Annotated in this window: 28 protein-coding genes; 8 read left to right on the top strand and 20 right to left on the bottom strand. The window is 66.0% G+C overall.

Annotated elements, in window-relative coordinates:
- Window positions 1-50: 50 nt before the first annotated feature.
- The 12 genes from cas2 to MLP_RS26080 form a co-directional block, all read right to left on the bottom strand.
- The gene (cas2, locus tag MLP_RS05555) at window positions 51-350 is read right to left on the bottom strand and encodes a CRISPR-associated endonuclease Cas2 (protein WP_197536507.1); all 300 of its coding nucleotides are present in this window, start codon (window positions 348-350) and stop codon (window positions 51-53) included.
- Window positions 326-2,203 carry a CRISPR-associated endonuclease Cas1 gene (gene cas1, locus MLP_RS26090; protein ID WP_013862036.1) on the bottom strand — a complete coding sequence of 626 codons (1,878 nt, stop codon included), beginning with the start codon at window positions 2,201-2,203 and terminating at the stop codon, window positions 326-328. The genes cas2 and cas1 overlap by 25 nt, the downstream gene beginning before the upstream one ends.
- 10 nt (window positions 2,204-2,213) lie before the next feature.
- The gene (cas6, locus tag MLP_RS05545) at window positions 2,214-2,951 is read right to left on the bottom strand and encodes a CRISPR system precrRNA processing endoribonuclease RAMP protein Cas6 (protein WP_013862035.1); all 738 of its coding nucleotides are present in this window, start codon (window positions 2,949-2,951) and stop codon (window positions 2,214-2,216) included.
- The gene (locus tag MLP_RS05540; protein WP_013862034.1) at window positions 2,951-3,316 is read right to left on the bottom strand and encodes a hypothetical protein; all 366 of its coding nucleotides are present in this window, start codon (window positions 3,314-3,316) and stop codon (window positions 2,951-2,953) included. Before MLP_RS05540 ends, cas6 begins: the two co-directional genes overlap by 1 nt.
- The gene (locus MLP_RS05535; RefSeq protein ID WP_013862033.1) at window positions 3,313-4,554 is read right to left on the bottom strand and encodes a hypothetical protein; all 1,242 of its coding nucleotides are present in this window, start codon (window positions 4,552-4,554) and stop codon (window positions 3,313-3,315) included. The genes MLP_RS05540 and MLP_RS05535 overlap by 4 nt, the downstream gene beginning before the upstream one ends.
- The gene (locus MLP_RS26085) at window positions 4,551-4,988 is read right to left on the bottom strand and encodes a hypothetical protein (RefSeq protein ID WP_013862032.1); all 438 of its coding nucleotides are present in this window, start codon (window positions 4,986-4,988) and stop codon (window positions 4,551-4,553) included. Before MLP_RS26085 ends, MLP_RS05535 begins: the two co-directional genes overlap by 4 nt.
- Complete coding sequence (locus tag MLP_RS05525; protein ID WP_013862031.1) at window positions 4,985-6,256, bottom strand: RAMP superfamily CRISPR-associated protein; 1,272 nt, start codon at window positions 6,254-6,256, stop codon at window positions 4,985-4,987. The genes MLP_RS26085 and MLP_RS05525 overlap by 4 nt, the downstream gene beginning before the upstream one ends.
- Window positions 6,253-7,521: a hypothetical protein gene (locus MLP_RS05520; RefSeq protein WP_013862030.1), complete on the bottom strand. Its 1,269-nt coding sequence runs from the start codon at window positions 7,519-7,521 to the stop codon at window positions 6,253-6,255. Before MLP_RS05520 ends, MLP_RS05525 begins: the two co-directional genes overlap by 4 nt.
- Window positions 7,518-8,069 carry an RAMP superfamily CRISPR-associated protein gene (locus MLP_RS05515; RefSeq protein WP_013862029.1) on the bottom strand — a complete coding sequence of 184 codons (552 nt, stop codon included), beginning with the start codon at window positions 8,067-8,069 and terminating at the stop codon, window positions 7,518-7,520. The genes MLP_RS05520 and MLP_RS05515 overlap by 4 nt, the downstream gene beginning before the upstream one ends.
- A complete protein-coding gene (locus MLP_RS05510) occupies window positions 8,066-9,529 on the bottom strand; it encodes a Cas10/Cmr2 second palm domain-containing protein (protein WP_013862028.1) in 1,464 nt (487 codons plus the stop codon). Before MLP_RS05510 ends, MLP_RS05515 begins: the two co-directional genes overlap by 4 nt.
- Window positions 9,526-11,586 carry an RAMP superfamily CRISPR-associated protein gene (locus MLP_RS05505; RefSeq protein ID WP_013862027.1) on the bottom strand — a complete coding sequence of 687 codons (2,061 nt, stop codon included), beginning with the start codon at window positions 11,584-11,586 and terminating at the stop codon, window positions 9,526-9,528. Before MLP_RS05505 ends, MLP_RS05510 begins: the two co-directional genes overlap by 4 nt.
- Before the next feature lie 149 nt (window positions 11,587-11,735).
- Window positions 11,736-13,550 (bottom strand): serine/threonine-protein kinase, encoded by a 1,815-nt coding sequence (locus tag MLP_RS26080; protein ID WP_013862026.1) that lies wholly within the window; start codon window positions 13,548-13,550, stop codon window positions 11,736-11,738.
- 204 nt (window positions 13,551-13,754) lie between these two features.
- On the opposite strand from MLP_RS26080, the gene MLP_RS05495 reads away from it, so the two are divergent.
- The 8 genes from MLP_RS05495 (at window position 13,755) to MLP_RS05460 (ending at window position 20,689) form a co-directional block, all read left to right on the top strand.
- Window positions 13,755-14,372 (top strand): TetR/AcrR family transcriptional regulator, encoded by a 618-nt coding sequence (locus tag MLP_RS05495; protein WP_013862025.1) that lies wholly within the window; start codon window positions 13,755-13,757, stop codon window positions 14,370-14,372.
- 109 nt (window positions 14,373-14,481) lie between these two features.
- Entirely contained in the window at window positions 14,482-17,151 is a 2,670-nt protein-coding gene (locus MLP_RS05490) for a PEP/pyruvate-binding domain-containing protein (protein WP_013862024.1), read from the top strand.
- A gap of 331 nt (window positions 17,152-17,482) precedes the next feature.
- Complete coding sequence (locus MLP_RS05485) at window positions 17,483-18,121, top strand: DUF2975 domain-containing protein (protein ID WP_013862023.1); 639 nt, start codon at window positions 17,483-17,485, stop codon at window positions 18,119-18,121.
- 1 nt (window position 18,122) lies between these two features.
- Entirely contained in the window at window positions 18,123-18,368 is a 246-nt protein-coding gene (locus tag MLP_RS05480; RefSeq protein ID WP_013862022.1) for a helix-turn-helix domain-containing protein, read from the top strand.
- Window positions 18,369-18,375: 7 nt separating this feature from the next.
- Window positions 18,376-18,963: a LysR substrate-binding domain-containing protein gene (locus MLP_RS05475; protein ID WP_013862021.1), complete on the top strand. Its 588-nt coding sequence runs from the start codon at window positions 18,376-18,378 to the stop codon at window positions 18,961-18,963.
- A gap of 258 nt (window positions 18,964-19,221) precedes the next feature.
- Window positions 19,222-19,620, top strand: a complete 399-nt coding sequence (locus MLP_RS05470) for an ArsR/SmtB family transcription factor (protein WP_013862020.1) — start codon at window positions 19,222-19,224, stop codon at window positions 19,618-19,620.
- Entirely contained in the window at window positions 19,617-20,111 is a 495-nt protein-coding gene (locus tag MLP_RS05465) for an SRPBCC domain-containing protein (RefSeq protein ID WP_013862019.1), read from the top strand. Before MLP_RS05470 ends, MLP_RS05465 begins: the two co-directional genes overlap by 4 nt.
- Window positions 20,108-20,689, top strand: a complete 582-nt coding sequence (locus MLP_RS05460; RefSeq protein WP_041789751.1) for a DinB family protein — start codon at window positions 20,108-20,110, stop codon at window positions 20,687-20,689. Before MLP_RS05465 ends, MLP_RS05460 begins: the two co-directional genes overlap by 4 nt.
- A gap of 293 nt (window positions 20,690-20,982) precedes the next feature.
- Here MLP_RS05460 and map read toward each other — a convergent pair whose 3' ends face one another.
- The 8 genes from map to rplF all read right to left on the bottom strand — a co-directional run bounded on the left by map (window position 20,983) and on the right by rplF (window position 26,278).
- Window positions 20,983-21,816: a type I methionyl aminopeptidase gene (gene map, locus MLP_RS05455; protein WP_041789749.1), complete on the bottom strand. Its 834-nt coding sequence runs from the start codon at window positions 21,814-21,816 to the stop codon at window positions 20,983-20,985.
- Entirely contained in the window at window positions 21,813-22,427 is a 615-nt protein-coding gene (locus MLP_RS05450) for an adenylate kinase (RefSeq protein ID WP_013862016.1), read from the bottom strand. The genes map and MLP_RS05450 overlap by 4 nt, the downstream gene beginning before the upstream one ends.
- Window positions 22,427-23,734 (bottom strand): preprotein translocase subunit SecY, encoded by a 1,308-nt coding sequence (gene secY / locus MLP_RS05445; protein ID WP_013862015.1) that lies wholly within the window; start codon window positions 23,732-23,734, stop codon window positions 22,427-22,429. Before secY ends, MLP_RS05450 begins: the two co-directional genes overlap by 1 nt.
- Before the next feature lie 377 nt (window positions 23,735-24,111).
- On the bottom strand, window positions 24,112-24,552 hold the full coding sequence (gene rplO / locus MLP_RS05440; protein ID WP_013862014.1) for a 50S ribosomal protein L15: 441 nt from the start codon (window positions 24,550-24,552) through the stop codon (window positions 24,112-24,114).
- 1 nt (window position 24,553) lies between these two features.
- Entirely contained in the window at window positions 24,554-24,736 is a 183-nt protein-coding gene (rpmD, locus tag MLP_RS05435; protein ID WP_013862013.1) for a 50S ribosomal protein L30, read from the bottom strand.
- Entirely contained in the window at window positions 24,736-25,329 is a 594-nt protein-coding gene (gene rpsE, locus MLP_RS05430; RefSeq protein ID WP_013862012.1) for a 30S ribosomal protein S5, read from the bottom strand. The genes rpmD and rpsE overlap by 1 nt, the downstream gene beginning before the upstream one ends.
- Window positions 25,330-25,349: 20 nt before the next feature.
- Window positions 25,350-25,733 (bottom strand): 50S ribosomal protein L18, encoded by a 384-nt coding sequence (rplR, locus tag MLP_RS05425; RefSeq protein ID WP_041791347.1) that lies wholly within the window; start codon window positions 25,731-25,733, stop codon window positions 25,350-25,352.
- 2 nt (window positions 25,734-25,735) lie between these two features.
- On the bottom strand, window positions 25,736-26,278 hold the full coding sequence (rplF, locus tag MLP_RS05420) for a 50S ribosomal protein L6 (protein WP_013862010.1): 543 nt from the start codon (window positions 26,276-26,278) through the stop codon (window positions 25,736-25,738).
- Between the last annotated feature and the right edge of the window lie 21 nt (window positions 26,279-26,299).

The raw sequence follows: 26,299 nt of genomic DNA, 5'->3' as shown, positions 1-26,299 counted from the left end.
ACCACCCGAAGCCGACCACAACTGCTGGCAACGGCTGATCTTCGGTCAGCCTATAGCACTGCCCAGAAGTACTCCTGCGTCGGTGGATAGGCCTGGCCGATGCAGCGCGCTGCTTCCCAACAGCCACCACACTGCCGGAACAGGTACAGGGAGTCCTCCTCCGGGTCGATGATCGACAGGGCCCGTGCCTGAAGCTCATCAAGCTCATCGTCACCGAGGGTCAACACGAAGACGGACAGTTGGATCCGGTCTCCGCAGGTCTGCAGCAGCGCTGCGAGCCGAGCGCGTCGACTGTCATCGGAAACGTCATAGGCAGCAACGATCGTCAGCGCCACGAGAGACCAGTCCATGGTTCGCCACGAGTGACTGTCGCCAAGAGCCGCTGTGCCTGCCGATACAGATGTCTCCGCAAGGTCCCGGAGAAGTCCGGCAACGCGCCCTTGGTGGTGCGCAGCATCCGCAACTCATACCCGGCGAGCAGCGATGTCCTCGCGGCCTTGGTGAGCAGCACTCCAGACTTGCCCGGCTCGGTGTGGCCGCTGGCAGCGGTCAGCTCCCCATTGCGGGCCGCAGTGATCACTACCTGATCGGCCACGTGCGGCCGAAACTCCTCCACCAGGTCAAGAGCGAGACTCGGCCTGCCCTTGTCGTCAGCGTGGAGGAACCCGATCGCCGGATCCAAACCGGCGGCGACGAGGGCCGTCACACACTCGGCGGTCAGCAGCGTGTACAGATAGGAGAGCGCGGAGTTGGCGATGTCCATCGGAGGCTGCCGCGATCGCAGGGTGAACTGGAGCTCAGCGGGAAAGAGTTGGCCTAAACACGGGAAGTAGACCCTCGCAGCCGCGCCCTCAACGCCCATGGCTTCTTCGGTCGACGTGCAGTCCGGCAGCAGGCGCAGCACGTTCCGCATCTCTGCCACTGCCTCCTGGACAAGTTCGGCATGCGCCCGACGGCCGAACCGCTGCAGCAGAACGATCTGCTTGCGGATCTTGGCTTCCACGATCGCCAGTGCCAGCGGCACGGTACGGGTCGGATCATCACTGAACGCCAGTTGCCCACGCAAACGCTCGGCTCGCGTCGGCGACGACGCCGGCAGCAGCTGTCCTTGGTAGGTTCCCCGACGCGACACGAAGACGACGTCCACGTCTTTACTCATGGCCCAGGACCGGGCACCGGCGGAGAAGCCGACGGAGCCGAAGCAGACCACTCGGCTGACGTGATCGGTGGGCACGTCCAAGGCGACGACGTCGTCCGCGGTCTCGACAATGACACGGCCCTGCTTGACGCGAACCCGCCCGCCCTGAAGTCCGGCATAGAGGACGCGACGGTCCGGCACCGCGACTCGGTGATCATCCAAGGCCGGCGGATAGCGGGGCCCGAAGTCCTCGCCGAGGAAGCTGAAACCCTCGTCGAAGGACATCACTTCCGTCTTGTCTGCTCCCAGTTCCATTCCCAGCACCTCCAGCGCCGCGGTGGCGATCCGAGCGGCCTCCCACGCGTCATCCCGTGTCTCCGTGGCGACGCAAATATCATCCGCGTACCTCAACACGGCGAACCCCTCGTCCAGCAGCGCATCATCAAGAGCGGTCAGCACCAGGTTCGTGAGCAGCGGGGAGAGAGCGCAGCCTTGGGCAAGTCCACGCATCACACCTCGACCGCGGCCCGGGCGGACGGCTGCGCGGGCCAGCAGCAGATCCACGATCGCCAGCAAGTCCGCATCCGGGACCAGGGCGCCGAGCAGCCGCCGCGCGTGATCCACGGGCACCGAGGGAAAGCAGTCGTCCACGTCGGTCCGCAGCACCCAGCCGAGGCCCTCCGAACGCAGTGTCACCAGGGCTTGCACTGCGTCGGCGACCCCGAGACCGGGACGATAGGCGTAGGAGGTGAAACCCAGCACCGGATCGACCCAGGGGGTGACGACATTGAGCAGGCTCCGCTCAACCACGCGGTCGCGTACGGCAGGGATGTGCAGCGTCCGCGAGCCTCCGCCGTCGTCGATGACCACCTCGGTCAAGTCCCGCGGCCGATAGGTGCCCGTCCGGAGCTGCTCGCCGAGCTCGTCCAGCTCGGCTTTCGGATCCTCGGCGAAGCGCTCCACGCCTGGCGACAATGCGCCATCCTCACGATCGTTTGCGAGCACGTCCTCCCAGGCGCGCCGGAGCGCGCGATCACTCGTCGCACGCTCCAGCAGCTGGCCCATGTGAGAGTCCTCAGCCTGCCGCAGTGGCTCGAGACCGTCGTGCGGGCGCCTGATGAAGTCGGGTGACGCCCAGCCCCTTGGCCTTGGCCGACCCGACGCCCGCATACGGGGCCAGTCTGAACAGCGGATCGACCAGATCAGCGATGGCCTGGTTGTCGCACCGGAAACAGACCCTCCCGACGAAGGCTGACAGCCGGACACCCGAGACTGTCATCGGCTCGCTGCGACCGTCAATGTCGCTGACCCAGATCTCATCGCTGTCCTGGCGGGTCAGATTCCGGATCGGCATGCCTGACCAGGCGTTCCAGCTGTCCAGCAGCCCGCGGAGCACCGAGCCCGCCATCGGCAGCGGCGACGACCTATTGCCACGGCGAAACGTCACCGGTGTGACGAACTCCAGATCCCAGGAGCCCGCGCTGCTCGGGTTGGCGAGCGATGACCATTGCTCTGTGTCTGTCTTGCGTGGCTCCCCAAGAAGCACCTGGTCCGGTCCCAGCCGGATGGTGGCCGGCGGTGCCACCCGCTCGAGAAGGCACTCCTCGGCGGCTGCGGTGAGAGTGGCCAGTTCGAATCCGACGCCGGGAGAATCTGCGTCGCGTGCCAGCGGTGAGATCGCGTATGGCTTGGTGCCGGCGGCATGTTGCTCGGGCGACCTGTCGAACCAGCGGGAGACCGCGGCATGCAGATGCTCCAGCCGAACCCGATCCGGCCGGGCGCCCTGAAGCGGAATCCACCAACGGCTGGGCATTATTCGCCTCCCGCGATCGAGGCCGGATCAGCGAAGGTGCCCAGACCACGACAGCCGATGATCTGGCCGTTGTCATCGCGCAGCTCGCCCTGGGGAAAGATCAGATCGTCACGTCGCACCGATAGTGCCGTCAGGCGGGAGACAAGATAGAGCACCCCTGGGCTCGGATCGGGAAGGTCATCGACCTGTTCGTCATAAGTGAGCTGTCGAACCGGGACCCGTCCACCTTCGGTGGCCACCCACACCTCGTCACCAAGATGCTCACGTACCCGCGCGAACTCTCCTGATGCTGGAAAGGTGACTGCCTCGGCATCGCCTGGCATGACAGTCACTTCGTGCGGCGTGAGGTTGACGATCTCGATCATGGCTGATCCTGGCAGGAATACTTCTGTGCCAGTATCTCCGCGGGAGGCTGAGCCGGGTGCACGCGGGCGATGCCATACTCACCACACCTAGTCTGCGTATCCGGTATCAGCGGTAGAAGCCTCCGCCACGGGTCGTAGCAGTCCGCGTTCTGACAGTCACGAGTCCCGCATCCTGGATCCTTATGCTTCTTGTCGCGAGTGAGACAGGCTCCAATTCCCCAGGAGATCGTCTTCGTCACACGAGCGCACAGCAGAACGTCGCGGCCGGGGTTCTCGTGGATCGCCCGGCGAATGGCGGCGGCACCTGCTTGTGCTGCAATCATAGGATGCACGACCGTCGGCAGGAACCGTCGTGGGGGTTCGCCAGGGGTGCGGTGCGGGGATGGATTCAGTTGCGCCGTATCCACATCGACATCGACCGTCACACGACGAGGCGTCGAGTCGTCCTCCAAAACGCCGACCAAGTATGTCTTGCACACCTGCCACTCAGGCATGGTTGACGGTCCGGTCAGATCAATCCGCACCAGAACCGGGCCGGACTCGCTCGTGCCAGCAATCACTCTCGTGTCTAGAGGGGTGAATCGCGTTCCACCCGCATGCGAGCCTAGGCTCCATTCGACGCTACGGGTTGATGCAGGTCCGCTGGTAAGGTCGACAAAGACTGTGTCTGTCTCCCATAGGAGCATGTAACCCGCTGCCAGACCGGCAGACCACGCGGTGTTGGGCACGAGTTGGAAACCAGTCTCCTGAGTGTCACCGTTCATGCAGCGTTCTAGTTCGGCAGCAATATCCGACACCTCAGCCGCCATGTCCGTGACGACGGTTTCAGCTTTCCGCGGATTGATCGCCCGCACTATCCGCTTCGTCTCGATGTAGTCCTTCCGCCCCTGCTCGACAGCCTCCTCGAACAGATCCGGCATGGAAGGCTGCAGCAACCGGACGTAGTAGCGAGTGCCGCGCCTTCGCCCGAGCTCGGCCCTGGCCAGCATGAGAATCCAGGCCAGCGCAGCCAGCACCAGGATGAGAGTTGACTGCACGATGACGCTGGCCGTGTCAGCGTCACTGCCGACAAGTACCTTCTCGAGAAGTAGGGACAGGACTGCGACCAGCCCGACGCCCGCCGAGTTGATCGAGAACGAGAGCAGCGGCCGACTGAACTCCCCGAAGGTGAGTGCCCACTGCGGCGGCCGCTCCCACCACCGCGGTTGCTGGAATCGCTCCACCGACTTTGTGGTCATGTGACGGCCAGTCCATCCAACGCGTAGAACGTGAGTTGCGCCGGGCTGTAGACGCGTACGAGCGTGAGCGGCTGCTCCCTGACGAGGGCAGCATCCAACTCCCCAGGCACCATTTTGAGGAATCGCCGCTCAGTGACCGCCGAGGGGAGCCCGTCGGCCGGTTGCGCGACCTCCACGGTGGCCCTTTCGTAGGGAGGTTGCATGCGCTCCAGCCGCCGGAGCTCGGCGCCAATAGCCGGCGCGTACGCATCCGTACGCCAGCGAACCCAGACGCCGTCGCCCCAGCCCCAGACCCAACCGGTCGGCACATGACCGGTCGGGAAGTTCTGATTGATGTGGAAGCCGTGATGATCTGCCCATGCCCAAGCCGTGACGCCCGCCACTGCCTGTGCCGATGCCTTGTCGCTCAATGCCCGTAGGCCGTAGCTGCTCACGGCTGCTCCCCAGCCAATTCGAGGGTCCCGTAACCACGGGTTGTCATCGCCCCTACCCCGATCAGTCGATCGTCGATGTCCGCGACGACGGCATCGAGCAACTCGGCGTCAGCGGGACTCAATTCGGTCTCAGATTCCACATCGAGCCTCAGCCTGGCCCCCGGCGGGATCGCCGACACCGTGAACAGGGCGCCCTTGCCGCGGTCATCAAGCCTCTCTGAGAACTGGCGAGCACCACCGGTTACCCGGTCGATCGCGACATGGGTGAAGGTGAGCAATGGCCGTCCCCCGCGATCGATCGGCGAATCGAAGAAGCTGAGCAGGCCTCGGTGCCCACCGTGAGCCGAAGCCCCCTTCTTCCGGCCGCTTCCGAAGAGCCGATCCAGGGTTGCCTCAACGTCGCTCTCGGTCGCACTTCGCATCCGCTGAATATGAGCGATCCGATGCCGGAAGATCCCGCGCCAGGAACTGCCAGGCATGAACGCCCCAGTCGGATGGTGATTTGGCTTGTCGCCAGGAGCCCTGTCCGCACCAATGTGCAAGGGGTCGACGACCTCGAAGAGCCAGCTACGTTCCCAGGCTGCACCACCAGATGACGTCTTCGAACTCGGCTTCACCCGACCCCAGTCCTTCGGCTTCGGCGCATGAGCGCTGCCCGTCAGAAAGCCGTGACGATGCTGGAGCCACCAGGTGAGGCCGACCGGATCGCGCAGATCAACTGTCCCGCGTTCAACGCCGGTCACCTCAGCCCGCCCGCGGCCAACACTTCGGCGACGACCGATCACGGGTCGCCAAGACGACAACTCGCCGGCCAGGACATCAATCTCGTCAACATCGAGGTCGCGTTCGAGCTGCAGCCACCAATAGACCGTCGTCGAGGCCTCGACGAGTTCCTCGGTCCGCAGTTCCTTGGCCTTGGCGGCTCTGCGCGCTCCATCAATGGTGGTAGCGGTCCGGGTCACGACTGGTGCCCCTCCGGTCTGCGTCCCGAGGGCGCGAACAGCCGAGGGTTCCTTGTCCGAGCCAAGCCATCTCCCCGGATCGCTCAGGTGGCGGTAGAGCGAACCGACCAGTGACGCGGCCGGGATGTGAGCGGACCCGTCACGGGGGTCCTTGAGGATAGGAAGGTAGATCGTCGGTTCGCCCTCGCGCTTCGCAGCCTTGCTGAAGTCGTAACTGCTGACTCCGCCGACTGCCCATGGCTCGGTGATCTGCAGAGTGAGCTTGATCAGGCCCCGGCGATGTCGCCCGCTCCCAACACCGGTCACTTCAAAGCTCCGATCGCATCGTCAATGGCAGCAGGATCAATCCCGAGCAAAGTCTCGAAAACGGCTCGCTCGGCAGGCGGTAGGAAACCCACTGACCTCATGGCTGAGGCGATCACCCCTGACGGGTCACCACCACTCGCGTGTATTGCTTTCACGGCTGCCAGCCCTTTGCGCGCTGCAGCGAGGGCCTGGCCACGGTGCCGCTGAGCGACAGCCCGCTTGAACCTGCTTGCCTCGACGACTCCCAGCGGCTCCGGTGGGTTGGGAAAGTCGCGCGGATCAAGGACTTGGATGTCACCAAACCCCTCTGCGGTGCGATAACCGATTCCGGTCGACAGCCGGCGTCGGCCCGACTCACTCAGTCCACTGACGACGACGCAGGATCCCGCGGTCATGGCCCAGTCAGCGGGTTTCGGCAACGCGCTCTGCATGTGCCAGCCTGCGATGAGCTCGGTTCGGATCCAAGAAGCAGTCGGAGCCACGGCTGCAAGTCGATCACCGCTGACACGGCTCAGTTCGGCGACCAGCGCGCCTTGGGACAAGGCGGCTGCGCCAAACCGATCAACGATGATCGCGGGGCTGACCAACTGGACGATCGACCGCGCTGCCGGCGGGGGCAACGTCGGCTCATCAATGGCCGAGATCTCGACGCGTACGAGGCCGAGACTCAGGGAACGCTTGCCGCCGACTTGGATGACTGCGCCGTCCAGCCAGTCGAGCGCCCCATCCGAGGTGGCTGAAATCGACCCTTCGAAGGTCAGCGGCTGCCCCTGAGCACCGGCCCCCAGCGCGTCACGCGAGTACAGATTCCCGGTCGCTGCCGTTTCGTTGCTATCGAGTTCGGTCGCGGTAACCCTGACGACCGGCATGTCATTCGTGTGCCAGCCGGCGTCGGTGGTCAAGACACCTCCGCACGTCGGGCAGTGCTCGATCTTTCGATCAATTGCTTTGGCCAGCAGAATGGCTCTGTCGACCACAGCTTCGCAGCCCTTCGGGCGGTACTTGCAGACCTGTGTCGACGCCGACGTCAGCGTCGCACCGGCGGGCGCGGCTTGCCCGACCCGCAGGCCGTGGTCGAACAACGCCGCGAACTCCTGTGCAGCGGTTGTCTTCTTACCGAACTGTCGCCACCACTCGGTGGCCATCGCGCCGCGGACCACTGCGCCGGGAATCACTCGGTGGACCGCCGTGTGGTTGCCCTTCTCTGGGCCGAGAGCAGCTGAGATGCGTGACTGAGCTGTCAGGGTGTATTGATGCTTGGTCACTGGGGTCCTCCCTTGGCCATCTCTTCGAGCAGGGTGTGGGAGTCCTGGTCGGTCCATGGCAATCCATCGGTGACCGATACCCAGCCGAATCCCCGGCGTCGCTGGTGGCCCAGCGAGCTGATGTGTCTGGCTGCAGCTCGCAGCAAGACCTGGTCGGCAAACTTGGTCTCGCCCGCGGGCACCACAGAGAAGATGGCGGAGTCAGCCCAGATCTGCTCGCCGACAGTCAGCAGCCGCTCCTCAGATCTGCCTCCCTCATCCAGCTTCACCCTCGACCACAAGCTGGTCTTTGCCGTATCGACAAGCTTCGCGTCCGTCCAACGCCAAGCTGCAGGATTCCCGTGACCGTCGCCGAAAATGCGGTCCACCCATCGCGCCGGCGCGCCCAGAGCCACCCCGGCCTCGTGGCGCATCAGGCCCTTCAAGCTCGAAGACGGCAACGGCGTGGCGAGATCGACCCTGTGGTCAAGCCCACCAGACGCCGTACCCGTCGCGACCGCGAATGGACCCAAGAAGGTGACCGTGAACTCGACTGCCTCGCTTCTCATGCGATCACCTCAGCCGGGGCCGCCTGCTGGACCGGCCACCACCGAGCTCGATCCAGGAGCGCGTCGAACTCGTCGAGGTGATCGCCCGTCCAACTCTTCGCCTCGTCCATGCCTGGCAGTTCGTTGCCGGTGCGTCTGGCCCAGCTCTCGAGATGCCCGGCGATCACGGCCGGCGGATACTGACCTCGCCTGCCTTCGAGCAAGATGCCTTGTACGGCGTCACGTGCGGAGCTGTTCAGGGTCAACACCTCCAGTCTGCTGGTCGCTTCCGCGCTCGGAGTGGGCGAGATGTCGTCCTGCAACTCGGATAGCGCGACCGAACGCTCACGCACCGCACGATCCTCGACCGTGAGATCTGCCCACGAGACGGCCGACCGCTCGCCTCTGGTTGCGCGCTTGGCGTACGACATAGCGGTGTGCGCGACCCGCGCACAGTGCGCGAATGGATGTTTTCGGTTCGCGAAGACCACACCGATGCCCAGGGAGACCTGAGCACACTTGGCTTGCAGCAGCCGCCGCTGTGGCTCGGACAGGTCGATTCCCGTGAGGTTCGCCTTCAGCTTCTCCTGAAATGCACGCTCGAACTCCGCGCTCAGTTGCGCGATGAGCGGCCATGCAGCGGGTGCCGCCACGGAGAGCAACAGGTCATCGCCTCCGGCATAGTGCTTGATCAGCACCGCGACCTTGGCCCCGTTCCAGGGCCCACGCGCGCAGGCGATCGCCTGCGCGTTGGCCTCGTCCAGAGCTTTGGATGCGGCGTGCTGAACCTCGCCGGGCAGACTTGCCAAGGTCTTGAAGAGTTCTCCAACTCGGTTGCCGTCGGCGGCGATCGTTGCCAGGTGATTGCGAGCACCCCGCCGACCGACCACCCACTCACGTTGGCCCGGTCGCAGACCTCCGAACCTCGCCAGTGCATCAAAGTCCTCGGGCCGATCCTTCTCCTTCTTCCAGTCGTTGGCGTCGAACCTCGCGATGCAGTCCGGCCCCAAGCGGACGGAGTCGTTGTGTGTGATCGATGCTGTCGCCGTCTCTTGGGCGCACCCGTCACATCCGAGTCCGATCGGGATGTCGACAGTCAACGGAGGTCGGTGCCAACGACCAACGCTCGGCGACTGGTTCAACACGTTCACATGGTCATAGGCCGTGACATAGTCCGCCGCCTCGTGCGCCCAGCCGGTCCACTCCACGCCCGGGAGTCTCTGCGCCAAATCGACCAGGAGCCACTCGATCGCAGCCTCTGCGTCGGCTGCAGTAGCTGCGGCCATCACGACCACGCCGTCGATGTCCGGGGCGTTTGGGTCCGTTCTGGCAGTGAGAGAAGCAGACTTGAGCTTCCCGTCGATCAAGGCGTGCTTGGTCTGCTTGCTCAAGGCTTCCGAAGCGCCGCGGACGAGATAAAGATCAGTCGTCCGACTGATCCATTGCTGAATGCGCACAGCAGCGACGACGGCGCTGATCACGGCCGGCTCCCGATCTGCTGCTCGCCCTCGACGTCGGGAAGTGGCCGCCACTGCTCGCGTTCATAGATGATGTCGCCATCGGGATCCCTGAGGGTCCGTCCCTGCCCATCCTTCTTCGGCTTGGCTTGGCCGCCGTAGTCTGTGAAGAACTCGTACGACTTGTCGAACGACTCTGTCCTGAACGCGGTCCATGATTGCGTCGTCGGGTAGCTGACTCGGGTCGCCCACGCGCCAAGCGCATCAAGAGCGAGGACTCGCGTGGCGGCCTTCTTCATGGACTGGACCGGTCCGACTCGTGCAGTCAACGCTGCATCGTCGATCGTGGCTTCCACCTCGCCGCTGCGGTCGGCGGGGTCTTTGTCGTAGCGCTCCGCGGTGAGAGTCACATCAAGGTTGCCGATCGAACCGCGCACGCTGCCAAGACCGAGTGGTTTGCCCCCACCGAGATGCAAACCGAAATCTCCTCGGCCGAGATACCGACCTGGGTCGAACGCGGCAAGCAGAGTCTGCGCCGCCAGAAGGTTCAGCCCATCGAAGGTCACTCGTTGAGTGAGCGAGAGTGGGTCAGTGGCGTTAGGGCCCGGGCTTACCAGCAACACCGTCTTCGTCGCCTCGGCCGTGTGATGCCGACGCTTGAGGTGCCGGTCCTTGTTCGCTCCTTGCTTCGTCGGGTCAGCATGCCAATAGAACTTTCGACCGCGTAGCCTGCGACTGCCGGTTCCACCCCTGTCCGGGCCGTGTCCCCAGCGACTGGGCTGATCGAGCTCAGTCGGCGTCGGGAGTGCCGCGTTCTCCAGGTAGAAGATTCCGGCCCCTGGGTGTGGCACGCCAAGCGGCGCCAGCGTCTTCTCGGGTGCGGCAACCGAATCTGCTGATGTCGCCGTCCCGAATCGGACGTGCCCGGCGTACGCATCCTGCTGGCCCTCACCAGCCCGCTGCCCAGTCTCGTCGATCGATCCGAAGATCGCGCAGGAGAGGCACAACTCGGCCGCACGACGACACGGCACCACGCCAGCCCGCTTACCGAGCGTGTCATCGGGGTTCCCGATATCTCGCCACGCCTGCGCCATCTTGATCTTGATCACATTGCGTCGATCCTCGTCGACCTTGACCCAGATGACATCTCCGACTCGCAGTTCGCCATTCGCCCGGCGCCGCCGAGCCACTGCCTGCGGAACGGTGTGCACGGCTGCGGGCGAATCCGGCGGTGGCCACTTCGCATCGATCCAGTCAGGAGTCCCGGCGTGGCCATCCCGGGCTTCCTTGACATTGCGGGAGAAGTCCTCCCAGGCAGGATCGCTCACCAGGGCCGTCTGGGTGGTGATGGGTGAAGCTGTCCAGTAGTAGGGGTGCTTCGGATTCCGCGCCGCCGTGTCGGTCACGAGGATCACGAAATAGCCACGCTTGGCCAACAGCTCGACTGCTCGTGGAGTCAGATTGTGAAGCCGTTGCACGTCGGTCGGATTCTTCGCCACCTCGCGAGGCACCTTCGGGTTTGGGTCAGGTGTGCGGACCCCAGGTGCCACGAAGTCGCCGGTCTGCGGCAGTCCTAGCGACGGGTTCTTGCGTCCGCAGAGGCCTCGAAGGCTGCGCCCGTCGATGGGCACGGGATCCGCCTCAGTGAGATAGACCTGCTCCGCTCGCCCCTTGTTATCCACCTTTGAGACGACGGCCATTCTCCAGTTGCGCACCAGATGAGGCGTTACCGGGTCTCGATATACCGGCACGAACGCACTGTCGAGCACACGCGGACAGCCGGCAAACAACGCCTCGTGGACACTGCGCACGGCACCCTTGATCGACGAGCCAGGAATCTGGAGCCGTCCGTCATCGGTGAGCCACTCACTGGTCATCTGCCCAGCTGATCCCGAAGCCGGTAGCGCCATGGGACTGCGGAGTTTCCACGTGACGGTGAACGAACCCGAGTACAGCTCGGCAGCCTCATCCCGAGAGGGTGCATGGCTGGGAATGGGGATCGTCGAACCGTTCGTACGTTTGATCTGCTCCGGCAGCGGGATGAATGTGTACGGGTTGACAAAATGCGTGTCGTCAGGCATGTGTCCCCTTGGACGTGGCGGCACCCGGATGGTGGTGACCGGACCCTACTGAACGGCAGGGTCTCTTTGTTGGGATTCCGCAGAATCTTCGTTGATCCTGTCTGACTCGCGGACAGGACTGGACAGGTCGTGGGGCTGCGGTCGACCGGCTACCTGCCTAGCTTCCGCCCGAGAGGATCACACTCACCCAGGAGTTCCTGACCATCCGCAGGCCGCCGGCCGGGGTCGAGTGAGGTGCTCCGCCGAATCAGCTCATACACGGTCCGATCCCGGCGTTTGAGATCATGCGCTACGCCGTCATCCCATCGGCCCTCGATGATGCGGCCCGCCAGTGATCCAAACTGACCGGAATACAGTGTCCTGCCGATGGCGGCATAGGCGGCGACGCAGCCCCAGGCATACACGTCACCAGCAGGGCTGAAGGACCTGCCGAGAAGCACCTCCGGTGGCAGATATGGCTCGGTGCCGATCAGCTTTCCAGTCCCCGTCAGTTGGGACTCCTCGTCCCGCAGGATGCTGATGCCGAGGTCGATCAGGAATGGACCACGCTCGTTGAGGATGATGTTCGACGGCTTGATATCGCGATGCATGATGCCGTTACGGTGCAGATCCCCGATGATCTCGGCCAGCCGGACACTCAAATAGCGAAGATGTCCAGTGGTACACGGCCCGTACGCAGTGATCGCCTGGGTGAGTGTCGGGCCCGGGATATACCGCATCGCCACCCAGAGGGCACCGTCGCTGACTCCATCCCCGAGGAAATCGGCGACGCCGAACACGTTGATACTCCGCAAGACCCGGATCTCGCGCATCAGCCGCTGCTGAGAGTTCTCGTCCACCGCCTGACTGATCCGGTGAGCGACCTTCACGGCAGCCCGGATGCCTTTGGCGTCGATGCCGAGGTAGACAATCCCCATGCCGCCGACCGCGATCCGGCCCTTTACCCGATAGGGACCCAACGATTTCGGATCGTCCCTCTGCAGCGGCTGCAGGTCAGGAGCAACCGCGTGCCACCCGCAGCCTGGCCCGCTGGCGGGCCCTTGGCCGAACGCGTCGTACACGCTGCGCGGATCGACATCGAGCTTGACGGTGGTCTCGACCCGCGTGGGCACGCCGAGGGGACGGTTGGGGATCTGCAGCCGGCTGAGCTGCTCCGGCAGCCGTCGCGTAGGCAAAGGGGGAGGTGCCGGGGCCGGCTTGACCGGCCGAGGTCGCGGCTTGGCCGGTCGAGGTGGCGGTTGAGGAGCGCCGGCCGCCTGCGGGTTCCTCACCCAGGCAGGCATCTCGGGCAATCCACCACCGAGCTTCCGACGGCGTTGCCAGTAGGCCAAGGCCGGCAGCAAGAGACAGACGTACGTCAGCAGCGGCCCCAGGAACGTACCGCCGGGCACTACCCGATCAGCCCACACCGCCACGGCCATCAACGTCGCCGCGCACAAGACGATGACCGGCAGCCGTCGCGTCGGTCCGCCGATCGCGGGTGTCCGGCCCCGGGTACTGAGCAGTGCCAGCAGCAGAACCCCCAGGGCCAGCACGAGCCAGTGGACGATCGGCGCGATGAAATCCAGTTCGCGAGCGCTCCTCCGCAGCTCCACCCCGACATCGGACTCGAGGAAGTGCCAGACCTGGCCGAGCCAGACGAGGCCGACGCCGATCAGGGCAAATCCGGCGAGCCCCCAGCGCCACGGCTGGATCCCGGTCACCCGCTCCAGCGGCACGAGCCCGGCCACCCAGAGCCGCGGCTTGCCGGGGCGGGCTCTGATGTAGGCACCCAGGCTGATCAGATACGTGATCGTTCGCGCCTGTCGCGGCAGCCAGCTGTTGAGCAGCACGACGACGAGAGTCGCCGGCACCAGGGAGAGGAGCAGCAACTCGAGCGTCAGCGGGATGCGCGACCAGGTCGGCGAATGCGAGATCCGGTACGTCTCCAGCAGCGCCACTGCCGTCGCCAGCCAGTCCAGCAACGTCCCTCCCGCCTCTCGCCCGCCATGGTAGGGCGATGGCCAAGTTGGCTCGCCGGTTTTCGATAATCTGCCGCACTTCAAATCCTCACACGCGTCAGGTACGGGGTCGGCGCGCGTTGTGGGGCCGATTCTCGAAATCGCAAGTGGTAACTCCACCCAGGGCGTCCACTCCAGTGCTCCAGCGCCACCTCATACTCTGGTCCCGTGGCCGAGCAAGCAGCTGACTCCCCCGTACGCCGGCGCCGGGGCCGACCGCGCAAGGGTGAGTCCGATGCCCGGGAGCGCATCCTGGCGGCGGCGACCGAGGAGTTCGGCGAGAACGGGTATGACGGCACCACCACGCGAAGCATCGCCGCCCGGGCCGGCGTCGATCCGGCGTCGCTGCACCATCATTTCGGCACCAAAGCCGATCTGTTCGCCGCCTCGATCGACGCTCCGCTGCGCCCCGATATCGCGGTGCCGGAGATCTTGGCCGGTCCTCGGGAGCACACCGGGGAGCGGATCATCGCCTACATCCTGGGTGTCTGGGAGTCTCCTACCGTACGACCAAAGGCGCTGGTGATCCTGCGTACCGGACTGGGCAACAAGCACGCCGCTCCCCTGATGGCCACCTTCCTGCGACGAGAGTTGCTGGAAAGGGTCGCCGCGAGCCTGAATCTCCCCGATGCCGGCCTGCGGGCCGATCTGGTCGCCTCCCAGGTGGCGGGCATGATCATCGCCCGCTATGTGCTGCAGTTGCCCGAGATCGCCGCTGCACCCGTCGACGAGCTCGTCACTCGCGTCGGCGCGACCGTTCAGCGCTACCTCTTCGATCCCGCCTGACCGGGCACTCTGATTCCGACTGAGCCAGCCTGCACCGGGCCAGCTGTGACCCTCGCACAGTCCACGAAAGCCCCTTGACCCCAGCCGAGATCGGCGCATAATTCATCGTATGGTGAATAACTCGGTCGTGGCCGACCTCCACGACATCGGCCCGGACGAACTGGCCACCGTCGGCGGCAAGGCTCTGAATCTCGGCCGGATGCTCGCCGCCGGGCTCCCGGTGCCAACCGGCTTCTGCGTCACCACGGCGGCCTACCGCCGCGTCGCCGGCGACCTCCTCGACGGCGTGATCGCCAAGCTCGGCGGCGATGATCGGGGCGCAGCCGACGAACGCTCCGAGCTCGCCGAGCGCGCCCGGCAACTGATCCTCGAGGCCCCGGTGCCTGAAGATCTCGCGGCGGCGATCACGGCGCACTACGCGAGCCTGGGCGCCGACGTACCGGTCGCAGTCCGCTCGTCGGCCACCGCCGAGGACCTACCCGGCGCCAGCTTCGCGGGCCAACAGGACACCTACCTGAATGTGATCGGTGCCGACGCCGTCCTCGACGCCACCCGACGCTGCTGGGCATCGCTGTGGACCGAGCGCGCGATCAGCTACCGGGCGACACAGGGCATCGACCATGCCGAGGTCACCTTGGCCGTGGTGATCCAGCGACTCGTCGACGCGGACGTTGCCGGGGTCATGTTCACCGCCAACCCGGTCACCGGCAACCGGCACCAGCTGGTCGTCGATGCAAGCCCCGGACTCGGCGAGTCGGTGGTGTCCGGTGCGGTCAACCCTGATCGATTCGTCCTCGATGCGGCTACCGGCGCGGTCGTCGAGCGGCGGCTCGGCGACAAACGCACGGCCGTCCGCGCGACCACCGGCGGCGGCACCCGGACCGAGGACCTGGGATCGAGCGACGCACCCTGCCTCGACCGCGCCCAATTGGACGCCCTGACCGACCTCGCCCGCCAGGTCGCGGGAGTCTATGCCGAACCGCAGGACACCGAATGGGTGATCGACTCCGACGGCACCGCCTGGCTCACCCAGGCGCGGGCGATCACCACCCTCTATCCGCTGGCGCCACCCCACGGCGACGGAGCCCGCGCCTATCTGTGCGGCAGTCTCGCCCAGGGGCTCACCCGGCCGATTACGCCGATGGGGCAGGCCACCTTCCGACTGCTGGGCTCCTCGATCTCGGCCGTGGCCGGCTTTCCTCAGCCGGATCCGCTGGCCGGCCCCAGCGGACTGCTGACGTTGGGCGATCGCCTGTTCGCCGACATCACTCCCCTGCTGCGGCATCGCCACGCTCGCCGGGTCACGCTCAAGGTCCTCGGGGTGATGGAGGCACGGACCAAAGCGGTCGTCGAGTTGCTGGAGGACGATCCCCGATTCGCCCCGCTGCCTGAGGGCAAGGGTGGGCGCGCCCTGCCGGTCGTCGCTCGGCTGATGGTCAAGACTCGGTTGCCGCTCCGCCTGCTCACCGCGCTGGTCAGCCCCAGGGCGGCCCATCGCGCCGCCGATCGAATCGACGCCTCCGTCCGCAAGCAATGGCGCACCCCCGACGATCTCGACCCGGTGGCGCGGTTGGATGCGGTCGAGGCGCGACTCGGCACCGACACCTTCGTGATCATGCCCACGGTCTTCCCGTATGCCGCCGCCGGCCTGCTCTCGATGGCCATCGCGCGGCGGATCGCTCCCACCGATCTCGATCCGACCTTGTTCGCCGACGTCCGACGCGGGCTGCCGCACAACGTCACCACCGAGATGGACCTGGAACTGTGGCAGCTGGCCATGACCATCGGCCGGGATGCCGAGGCTCGGGCGGTCGTGGTCGGCACGGAGCCGGATGGGCTGGCTGCGGCGTACGCGCGCGGCGAACTACCTCCGGTGGTGCAGACCGGACTCGCCGCGTTTCTCGATCGGTACGGTCATCGCGCAGTCGCCGAGATCGACCTCGGCATGCCACGCTGGTCCGACGAGCCCGAGCACCTGCTGGGTGTGCTGGCGAACTATCTGCGACTCGACGACCCCGAGTTGGCACCCGACCGACAGTTCGCCCACGGCGCGGAGGTTGCTGCGGATGCCATCGCCGAGATCATCGCAGCGACACATCGGGATGGTCGGCTCGGACCGGTTCGGGCTCGGTTGATGGCCGTTGCCCTCGATCGGTGCCGGGCGCTCATCGGGCTGCGCGAACGGCCGAAGTCGATCATGGTCTACGCGCTGGCGTCGGCTCGGCGCGAGCTGATGCTCGTCGGCCGGGCGGCGGTCGCGGCCGGCACGATCGATGCCGTCGAGGACACCTTCTTCCTCGACTTTCGGCAGTTGCGTTCGGCCATCGAGGGTGCCGACCAACGTGCGGCGGTTCGGGAGCGGCGGGCGGCGTACGGGTTCGAGCTGCGTCGCCGGCACATCCCGCGCGTACTGCTCTCCGACGGCACCGAGCCGGAGACCCTGATCAGCATCGAAGCACCCGAGGGAGCATTGGTCGGCAGCGCCGCCTCGGTCGGCACCGTCACCGGTCCGGCCCGGGTGATCCTGGATCCGGCCGGCGCACACCTGGAGCCCGGCGAGATCCTCGTCGCGCCGTCCACCGATCCTGGCTGGACGCCCCTCTTCCTGACCGCCGGCGGACTGGTGATGGAGATGGGTGGCTCGATGTCCCACGGCGCGGTGGTCGCCCGCGAGTACGGGATCCCAGCCGTCGTCGGCGTACCCGACGCCACCACCACGATCACCACCGGCCAGCTGATCACCGTCGACGGCGCCGCCGGCATCGTCACCCTCGCCTGACCGAGCCCCAAGCCCGCAAACCAGGCCTCGCCTCTGCGGCCCAGCCTCAAGGCCCACTTCGCACCAGCTGATGCAACCGCGCACCAGGCCCGCGTGGTGCGCGGTAACAGCAAACAGTGCGAAGTCGGAGTGAGGCCACACGAACTGGTGCGGAGTGACAGCGGGGAAATGGTGCGAAGCGGAGGGGGCGGGGACGTGCCACCAGGACCGGGCCAAACCACGCGAGGGCGCACGGAGCTCGTCCGACCCCAAACCCCCTTGGCATTATCGTTTTTCGATGTTATCGTTCTTCAGCAACATCGTTTTTCGATAAGAGAGAAGGTCAATCGACATGGGCAGCCAAAGTCAAAGCCACCAGCCAGGCCGGATCCTCACGTTCGATCGGTGGGACTTCATCGCCACCAGGGTGCTGATCGCCGCGATCACCCTCGGCAGTCTCGCGATCACGGTGATCTGGCCAATGACCTCCTGGCTGCGAGGCGAGCCGCTCCGGTGGGTCGTCGCGGTCGACGCTGCGGTCAGCTTGCCCGCCGAGCTGACTACGAACCCGGATGCGGCTGCCCAGTGGAACGGCGAAGCGCTGGTGACACTCACCGAGGCGCCGGCCAGCACCTGGCTTGCGACACTGCTGCCAGGCGTGATCACCACCATCACAGTGGCGCTAGTGGCGGTCCAGCTGCTCGGACTGCTCCACGACATCCAGTCTCGCGAGCCGTTCGCAGCCGCTTCGGTACGCCGACTGCGCGTCATCGCGCTCATCCTGCTCATCGCACCGATGGTGACCGTGACCGCCGATGCACTGGCCGGCGCCGCGGTGCGCAGCGCAGCCTTTGTCGATGCCCCTTTCGCCTTCTTCATCTCCGCCAACGGGATCTTGGTGGCGGTCGGCGCCGGGCTGATGGTCGCAGCGGTCGCCGAGGCATTCGCCCGCGGCGCCGAGCTGCGCGCCGACGTCGACGGGCTGGTCTGAGATGCCGGTCGAGGATCCGCACCGGGTCGCCTGCCATCTCGACGACCTGCTGGCCCGGCGCGGCATGACCGTGACCGCCCTGGCCGAGGCGATCGGGGTGACCAATGTCAATCTCAGCGTCCTCAAGAACAACCGAGCGAAGGCGATTCGGTTCTCCACCTTGACCGCCATCTGCGAGGTGCTGCAGTGCCAACCGGGGGATCTGCTCAGCGTGGAGTCCTCCGTCGAGGCCCAGCGCACACCATGATGGGCTAGTGAGCGAGCGAGTGCTGCGAGTTGGGTACGTGCCGGGCGTGACGCCGGACAAGTGGGCCCGCGCCTGGCGGGAACGCCGCGATGGCGTACTGCTGGAGTTGGTGCTGGTCGAGGAAGCCGACGCCGAGCAGGCCGTACGCGACAAGCGCATCGACATGGCGTTGGCCCGACTGCCGGTCGACCGGACAGGCCTGCACCTGGTGCGGCTCTATGACGAGCTGCCCGTGGTCGTGGTCAACCGCGAACACCCGGCGGCCGCCTACGACGAGATCGAGCTGGCAGACCTGGCAGATGAGCAGTTCATCACCGGCATCCCGGAGGGCCTCATTCCGCGCGCCAATCAGCTCACCTTCCCGCCAATGTCGGCCAAGGAGGCGGTCGAAGTGGCAGCCGCCGGCACCGGGATCGCAGTGCTGCCGATGTCGGTTGCCCGGCTGCATCACCGCAAGGACGTGACACACCGCCCCGTACGCGGGCCGGCGCCGACCACCATCGCACTGATCTGGCTGACCGACCGGGACGATGCGACCACCCAAGCCTTCGTCGGCGTCACCCGCGGACGCACTCCTCGGAGCTCCCGCGGCTGAGCCCTGCCCGCGTACCCGAACGACCACTTCGCACCCGCGGGCCAGAGACGTCCATCCGCGCCACGTGAGCTCGGTCCATCTCGCACCCCCGGGCCAATGACGCCCGCCAGTTGCGCCTGAGCTCGATCCGCCCCGCACCCGCGGGCCAACCACGACCGCCCAGCCACCACCAGACCCGCGCATTTCTCAACCAAATGGTTGACAACACCTCATCCAACCCCTAGGCTCTTAATCAACCCAATAGTTGAGGAAGGGTCCATGGCCGATCAGCTCTCCAGGGTGTTCGCCGCCCTGGCCGACCCGACCAGACGTGATCTCGTGGCGCGACTGACCGTCGCCGATGCCACGGTGAACGAACTGGCGGAGCCGTACGAGGTCAGCCTGCAGGCGATCTCCAAGCACGTGAAGGTGTTGGAGGACGCCGGCCTGGTGACCAAGAGTCGACGGGCCCAGACCCGACCCGTGCATCTGGAAGCGGAGGTGTTCGACTTGATGACCGCCTGGATCGAGCGATACCGCCGCCAAGCAGAACAGCGCTACCGGCGTCTCGACGCGGTGCTGGCAGAGCTGCAGGCAACCGAGGCAACACCGCCCGGAACCACCACCAACGAAGCCACCGGCTTCGCCGAAACCACACTGGAAGGACAAGCGTCATGAACACCACAACCACCAGCCCCGAGGCAACCATCGTTGCCGACGAAAAGCTGCCGATCATCCGGGTCACCCGGGACTTTGCCGCCACCCCGGCGCAACTGATGAGGGCCCACCTGGACCCGGAGCTGTACGTCCGCTGGGTCGGACCAAACGGGACGGAGGCCACCATCGACGTCTGGGACGTCCGCGATGGCGGCAGCTGGCGCTTCGTCGGGTCCGGACAAGACGGTCAGGAGTACGCGTTCCGCGGCTGCTTCCACCGAATCGGCGAGGACACCATTGTGCAGACCTTCACCTGGGAGGGCATGCCGGAAGAGGTCTCGCTGGAGACCGTCCGGTTCGAGGACCTGGGCGATGGGCGGACTCGACTGCACGGTCAGTCACTGGTCGACTCCTTCGAGAGCCGGGACGCCTGGTTGCGCAGTGGTATGGAGGTCGGCGTCAACGACGGTTACGCCAAGATCGACCAGCTACTGACCGAAGGCGCGCTGTGAGCTCCCCCGCTTCCCCGAGTTCACCTAGTGCCCCGGCCGAGCGGCATGCGGCGGTGGCCGCCGGCTTCTCGGCCCGGGTCGACGGGGTCCGTGACTGGGAGGCGCCAGCTCCGGTCGACGGCTGGGTGGCCCGGGACGTGGTCGCGCATCTGGTCGAATGGATGCCGGCCTTCCTCGCCGCGGGCGGAATCGACCTGCCAACGGACGGACCAGCCGTCGCCGACCCGGCGGGAGCCTGGCACGCGCACACCGCCGCCATGCAAGCGCTCCTCGACGGACCGGACGCCGATCAGGAATTCACCCATCCACGCGCAGGAACCCACCAACTCGGCGCCGCGATCGACCAGTTCTACACGACCGACGTCTTCCTGCACACCTGGGACCTGGCCCGAGCGTCCGGCCAGGACGACACGTTGGATGAGGAGACCTGCGCCGTGCTGTTGGCCGGAATGGAGCCATGGGACGAGATCCTGCGTGCCTCCGGTCAATACGGTCCACGGGTGCCCGTACCCGACGACGCCTCGACCCAGGACCGGCTGATCGCCTTCATCGGCCGCGATCCCGCGTGGGAACCGTGACAAATCCTCCGCTCAACCGCGCAGAATGCGGCAACACGCCGGGTCGAGAGGGTTGAGCCGCAAGTCTGTCACCGTTCTGTCAGCCGATGCGCATCGCCAACCTCGCCGCGGCATGTTTCGGTCCCTGTCTGGATGCTCAATTTCCATCCATGGGCGGAAGATCAGACCTCCGAGACCTCCTCGTACCAGGAAACGCGCCCACGGGTGGAAATTGCCGGCCAGACGGAACGCCGAGACGCCCAGTTTCCGACCATGGATGGAAATTGCCGAGTAGGGGGTGGCGACTTCGTCAGTCAGTCGGCCAGCGGACCGAAGGGCACGCCCAACCTGGCCAGCATCGCCTCACCGCCATCGGGTGAGGTGAGCACCCAGATCCCCTGCTCGGTGACTGTCATGGTGTGCTCCCAGTGGCAGGCGATGGAGCCGTCATCGGTGACCACGGTCCAGTCGTCGCCGAGCACCGAGTTGTCCGGCTCACCGGCCGTCAGCATCGGCTCGATCGCCAGGGCCATCCCGAGCACGATCTTGGGACCCTTGCCGGCCCGCCCCACGTTGGGCACATCGGGCGGCTGATGCATGGCCGAGCCGATCCCGTGGCCGGTGTAGTCGGCGACGATCCCGTACGCCGTCGCCAACGAGTCCACATAGTCCTCGATCGCCGAGGAGATGTCACCGATCCGGCCGCCCAGCCGGGCCGCGCCGATGCCGTGCCACATGGCCAGCCTGGTGGCCTCGCTCAGCGCCGTCGCCTCAGCCGATCCCGTGCCGACCTGCACTGTCACCGCGGAGTCTCCGTGCCACCCTTCGACGATCGCACCGCAGTCGATCGAGATCGTGTCGCCGTCGGCCAGCACTCGCGGTCCCGGGATGCCGTGCACGATCTCGTTGTTGACCGAGATGCAGGTCGTCGCCGGGTAGCCCAGGTAGCCGAGGAAGGACGGCGTCGCTCCCGAGCTACAGATCACCTGGGCCGCGACCGCATCCAGTTCGGCCGTGGTGATGCCGGCCTTGACCGCGGTCGCCGTCGTCGCCAGGGCATCGGCCACCACCAGACCGGCTCGGCGCATGCCGACCAGTTCCTCCGGCGTCTTGATCTCGATGCCGGAGCGTCGCTTGAACCGACTCAGGACGGATCCTCGACCAGTTCGGCAGTGGCGACCAGGCCTTCGGCGAGCTTGCCGTCGAGCGCAGCGAACACCCGCTCGGAGACCTCCTCGATCCCGCCCAGCCCGTCGACCTCGACCAGCAGGCCGTGGTTGCCGTAGACCTCCAGCAACGGGGCCGTCTGGTCGGCGTACGTCTGGAGCCGGACCCGAATGGTGTCCTCGTTGTCATCGGAGCGGCCCTCGATCTCGGCCCGCTTCAGCAGCCGCGCGACCACCTCGTCGGTGTCGGCGGTCAGCGCCAGCACCGCGTCCAGGGGCGTGCCAGATCCGACCAGAGCCGCATCCAGCGTCTCCACCTGGGCGAGCGTGCGCGGATAGCCGTCCAGCAGGAAGCCACCTTCGCAGTCCGGCTCGGCCAACCGCTCGGCGACGATCTGATTGGTGATGTCGTCGCTGACATACCCGCCGGAGTTCATGATGTCGCGCACCTGGCGCGCCAGCGGGGTGTCGGCGGTCTTCATCGACCGGAAGATGTCGCCGGTGGAGATGGCCGGGATGCCGTAGTGCTCGGCGATCAGCTTGGCCTGGGTGCCCTTGCCGGCACCGGGAGGACCCATGATGAGGAGTCGCATCAGCGGAGAAACCCTTCGTAGTTGCGTTGTTGCAGCTGGCTCTCGATCTGCTTGACCGTGTCCAGGCCTACACCGACGATGATGAGGATAGAGGTTCCGCCGAAGGGGAAGTTCTGGTTGGCGTCCAAAAAGATGAATGCCACCGACGGGAGCAGGGCCAAAATGCCCAGATACATGGATCCGGGGAACGTCAGCCGGGACAGCACGTAGGCCAGATATTGCTCGGTCGGCTTGCCCGCCCGGATCCCCGGGATGAAGCCGCCGTACTTCTTCATGTTGTCCGCGACTTCCTCGGGATTGAACGTGATCGCCACGTAGAAGTAGCAGAAGAACACGTTCAGCAGGAAGTAGGTGATCATGTAGATCGGGTGGTCGCCACGGACGAAGTGCGCCTGGATCCAGGCCGAGGCCGGCGCATCCGGCCGGAACTGGGCGTACAGGGCCGGGATATAGAGCAGCGAGCTGGCGAAGATGACCGGGATGACGCCGGCCTGGTTGATCTTGATCGGGATGTACGTCGTCGTCCCACCGAACACGCGGCGGCCGACCATTCGCTTGGCGTACTGCACGGGGATCCGGCGTTGCGCCAGTTCGATGTAGATCACGGCCAGCATCACCGCCAGGCCGAGAGCCAGCACCAGCAGGAAGACGACCCAGCCGTTGGCGCCCGGACGAGCCACCCGCAACGCCCACAAGGCGCTGGGGAAGGTGGCGGCGATCTGGGTGAAGATCAGCACCGACATGCCGTTGCCGACACCGCGCTCGGTGATCAGCTCGCCCAGCCACATGATGATGCTGGTGCCGGCGGTCATGGTCAGGATCATCACGATGACCGGGAAGATGCTGGTGTCGTGCACCAGTCCGGGGCAGCCGACGAACAGCTGATCGTTGACGGCGAGCGTCACGAATGCCGTCGAGTTCAGCAGTGCCAGCACCAGCGTCAGATAACGCGTGTACTGAGTGATCTTCGTCTGACCGGACTGACCCTCTTTCTTCAAGGCCTCAAGCCGCGGAATGACCACGGTCAGCAACTGCAAGATGATGCTCGCAGTGATGTACGGCATGATGCCGAGCGCGAAGATCGCCAGTTGGAGCAGCGCTCCACCGGAGAAGAGGTTGATCAACGAATAGAGCCCCTGCTGGTCACCGGTGGTGGCCTGGCGGAGGCAGAAATTGACTTGCTGGACATTCACGTTCGGGGTCGGGATGATCGACCCCAGCCGGAAGACGGCCAAGATGCCCAGCGTGAAAAAGATCTTCTTGCGTAGGTCCGGAGTCCGGAATGCGTTGGCGAACGCGGCGAGCACTCCTGCCCTCCCCTTCTGCTTGCTGCTGACCTGAGTCTGAGCCGCTGGATCTGCGACTGCCGCCCCGTGCGGCTCACGCACAGGACCGCCCGACTCTACCAAGAGATCGCGCCGAACCGAGCATCGTACGCCCGTCGACTGGGATCCAGCGACGCGAGCGCCCCTCCTGGGGCGGGCGTACCGGCGTTGCCCTCGGCCAACCGGGCGCTCCCAGACCCCGATTCTGTTCCGCTGTCCACCTCTGACGTGGACAGTGAGACAAAACCGCGGGAGGGCCGGAGAGGATTCGGGCCCGAAGACGGAGCAAGGGCCGCCCGGGAATCCCGGGCGGCCCTTGTCGTACGTACGCGCCGACTCACGTGGAGCCGGTCAGGCGATCACAGCTCGGTGGTGGACCCACCGGCAGCGGCGATCTTGGCCTTGGCGCTGCCGGAGAACGCGTGCGCGCTCACCTGCACGGCCACGGCGAGGTCGCCGTTGCCGAGCACCTTGACGGGCTGGCCCGCACGGACCGCACCCTTGTCGACGAGCTCATCGACACCGACAACGCCACCCTCGGGGAACAGCTCCCCGATCCGGGCCACGTTGACGATCTGATACTCGACCCGGAACGGGTTCTTGAAGCCGCGCAGCTTCGGGACGCGCATGTGCAGCGGCATCTGCCCACCCTCGAACGCCTCGGGGATGTTGTTACGGGCCTTGGAGCCCTTGGTGCCGCGACCGGCGGTCTTGCCCTTGGAGCCCTCACCGCGACCCACGCGGGTCTTGGCGGTCTTGGCGCCCGGAGCCGGACGAAGGTGATGGACCTTCAGTGCCATGTCACTCCACCTCCTCGACGGTGACCAGGTGGGACACCGTGTTGATCATGCCCCGGATCTCGGGACGGTCCTCGTGCGCCGCCACGTCCCCGATCCGCTTGAGACCGAGGGAACGCAGCGTGTCGCGCTGATTCTGCTTGCCACCGATGCTGGACTTGACCTGGCTGACCTTGAGACGAGTCATCAGTGCGCAGCCTCCTTCTGAGCCTTCAGCAGAGCGGCCGGGGCGACGTCCTCGACAGCCTTGCCGCGCCGCTTGGCAACAGCCTCTGGCCGCTCCAGACCCTGCAACGCCTCGACCGTGGCGTGCACCACGTTGATGGCGTTGGCCGAGCCCAGCGACTTGGCGAGCACGTCGTGCACGCCGGCGCACTCGAGCACCGCACGAGCCGAACCACCGGCGATGACACCGGTACCGGGCGACGCCGGACGCAGCAGCACCACACCAGCGGCCTTCTCACCCTGCACCGGATGCGGGATGGTCCCCTGGATCCGCGGCACGGTGAAGAAGTGCTTCTTGGCCTCCTCGACACCCTTGGCGATCGCCGCGGGCACCTCCTTGGCCTTCCCATAGCCGACACCCACGGTGCCGTCTCCGTCGCCCACCACGACCAGCGCGGTGAAGCTGAACCGACGACCACCCTTCACGACCTTGGCCACCCGGTTGATGGCCACGACGCGCTCGATGTACTGGCTCTTCTCGCCTTGGCCACGACGATCGTCACGGCCGCGACGGTCGCCACCTGCACCGCCACCGCGGCGCTGGCTTCCACTCATATCGCTCTACCTATCTCTCGTCAGAATCCGAGGCCACCCTCGCGCGCGCCGTCAGCCAGCGCGGCGATCCGACCGTGGTACTTGTGCCCGGCGCGGTCGAAGACGACCTGCTCGACCCCGGCCGCCTTGGCCCGGGTCGCCAGCTCGAGACCGACCTGCTTGGCCTTGGCGCTCTTGTCGCCCTCGGCACCGCGCACGTCGGCCTCCATGGTCGAGGCCGACGCGAGCGTACGGCCCGCGACGTCGTCGATCACCTGGGCGTAGATGTGCTTGGCGGACTTGGAGACCACCAGGCGGGGACGCTCCGGCGAACCGGAGATCTTCTTGCGTACGCGGACCTGCCGCCGCAGCCGCGAGGCCTTCTTGGCAGCCGTGTGCTTGTTGTGTGACAGCGAGACGGCCATGATCACTTACCAGCCTTTCCGACCTTGCGGCGGACGTGCTCGCCCGCGTACCTCACGCCCTTGCCCTTGTACGGCTCGGGCTTGCGCAGCTTGCGGATGTTGGCCGCGACCTCACCGACCTGCTGCTTGTCGATCCCCTGGACCGAGAACTTGGTGTTCGACTCCACGGCGAAGGTGATGCCCTCCGGCGCGGTCACCTTGACCGGGTGCGAGAAGCCGAGTGCGAACTCCAGCTCCTTCGGACCCTTGGAGATCACGCGATAGCCGACGCCGACGATCTCGAGCTTCTTCTCGTAGCCGGCGGTGACGCCGACCACCATGTTGGAGACCAGGGTCCGGGTCAGCCCGTGCAGCGACTTGCTCAGTCGCTCGTCGTCGGGCCGCTTGACCTCGATCTCACCGTTCTCGGCGCGACCGATGGTGATCGGCTCGGCGACGACGTGCTCGAGAGTGCCCTTCGGGCCCTTGACCTGGACCTTCTGACCGTCAAGGGCCACTTCGACACCGGACGGAACGGCGATCGGCAGCTTGCCAATGCGAGACATGTTCTTCCTCTCTGGTGTCTA

The organism is Microlunatus phosphovorus NM-1 (assembly GCF_000270245.1).
In the GTDB taxonomy this organism is placed as follows: Bacteria; Actinomycetota; Actinomycetes; order Propionibacteriales; family Propionibacteriaceae; genus Microlunatus; species Microlunatus phosphovorus.
Note: the sequence above shows the minus strand (reverse complement) of the source record. Positions and strands in the feature narration are given on the sequence as shown.